The following is a 1,560-nucleotide window of genomic DNA, read 5'->3' on the forward strand; positions in this document are numbered from 1 at the left end:
GGGGGCGGCCTTGTTGGGGGGGCGGGCTGATCCACCCCTGGGGGGCGGCCGCCCCCCCGGCCCGGGGGCCGCCCCCGCCGGGGGGCGGCCCGCCGATCAGGGTGATGCCGTGCCGCGCGCAGGCCGCCCCGATCCGCGCGAAATCCCCGGGTCCCGGCGGGCCGTCCATCGGTGCCGGCGAGCCGATCTCGCGGAAGAAGGCGGCCATGGCGCGGTCGAGCACGACCAGCATCCTCGCCGGCGCCGTGCCGGCGTTGGCGTAGCCATGCGGCACGTCGGAGGCGACGCTGAGCACGTCGCCGGCGCGCGCCACGCGGGAGCCCTCCGCGGTGGCGAAGGTCACCTCGCCTTCCAGCACGCGGAAGAGCTCGGGCGAGGCGTGGCGATGCAGCGGCGTTCCGGAGCCGGGCGGCACCTCCACCTCGAGCAGCACGACATCGCCGGGCGGCAGCGCGCCGGCGAAGCGCAAGCGATCGCCCATGACGTAGAGGGTCTCGGCGGCCGAGGCCGGCAGCAGGGTGACAGCACTCATCCGGGTTCTCCTTCCCCTTCGCGGCCGGCTTCCCGCCGGAGTGCCGCGAGCAACTCGCCGATGGCCCAGGCCACCGCCTCGCCGGCCTCCGCGCCGGTCATGTCCCAGTTGTCGCGCAGCGACTGCCAGGCCGCGGCGCTGTAGAGCAGCTGGATCACCGCCTCCGCCTGGCGTGCCCGGCGCGGATCGCGGCCGCGCGTCGCCTCGGCCAGGCTGCGGCGGAAGGCGGCCTGCCGCTCGGGGTTGGCCTGGCGGCGCATCTCACGCCCGGCGGGTGTCTCCAGCGCGGCGCGGATCAGCCCCTCCTGCCGGTCGAAGCCGGCGAAGGTGACGGGCGGCATGGCCAGGAGGTCGGCCTCGTTCTCGGGCCAGGTGCGCAGCGCGACGCCGCGGTTCATCCAGGCCCAGAAGGCGGCCAGCAGGTCGTCCTTGGTCGGGAAGTGGCGGAACACCGTCCGGCGCTGCACGCCGGCCTCGGCGGCGACGGCGTCGAAGGAGAGCACCTGGCCGGGCGCGGATTCGAAAAGCCGCCCGACCGCCGCGAGGATGAGGCGGCGGGTTTCCTCGGCCTGGGCGCGGCGCAGCGGGCTCTCGTACCGGCGCATCGTGGATGCATTCATGTCACTATTAGTGACATCAAGGCTTCCGCAGGTCAAGCCGGCGCCTGCCTGTCGCGCCCCTGTCGTGCGGCAGCAGGCGGCAGCCTCGCGGCCGGTTCCGCCCGGGGGCGCCCAGGGGCTATCCACCGCGGCGATGCCGCCGCTCCCCGACCTCCCCGTCACCGAGGCCCTGCCGCGCCTTGCCGCCGCGCTGCGGGAGGGCAGCAACGCCGTGCTCGTCGCACCCCCGGGCGCCGGCAAGACCACGCTCGCGCCGCTCGCCCTGATGGCGGAGCCCTGGGCGGATGAAGGAAAAATCCTTGTCCTGGAGCCCCGCCGCGTCGCCGCCCCCCCCCCCGCCCCCGCGGGGGGGGGGCGGGGGGGGGGGGCGCGCCCCGGCGGCGCCCCCGGCGGCGCGACCCCGCGCGC

General features: G+C 76.9%; 2 protein-coding genes and 1 pseudogene. 1 reads left to right on the plus strand and 2 read right to left on the minus strand.

Features of this window, described 5'->3' with window-relative positions; translation table 11 throughout:
• Window positions 1-532: cupin domain-containing protein (locus AC1MIR_RS06400; protein WP_480027349.1), on the minus strand; the 532-nt coding region annotated here is incomplete at its 3' end.
• Window positions 529-1,152, minus strand: a complete 624-nt coding sequence (locus tag AC1MIR_RS06405) for a TetR/AcrR family transcriptional regulator (RefSeq protein ID WP_480027350.1) — start codon at window positions 1,150-1,152, stop codon at window positions 529-531. The genes AC1MIR_RS06400 and AC1MIR_RS06405, both read right to left, overlap by 4 nt.
• Before the next feature lie 133 nt (window positions 1,153-1,285).
• Here AC1MIR_RS06405 and AC1MIR_RS06410 point away from each other — a divergent pair.
• Window positions 1,286-1,560: pseudogene (locus tag AC1MIR_RS06410) on the plus strand (ATP-dependent helicase HrpB); the annotation flags it as partial.

This window comes from Falsiroseomonas sp. RANM36 (assembly GCF_056682175.1).

Bases quoted from the DNA above. Each gene is read 5' to 3' on its own strand.
- AC1MIR_RS06405 (WP_480027350.1), bottom strand. From the start codon at position 1,152: ATGAATGCATCCACGATGCGCCGGTACGAGAGCCCGCTGCGCCGCGCC.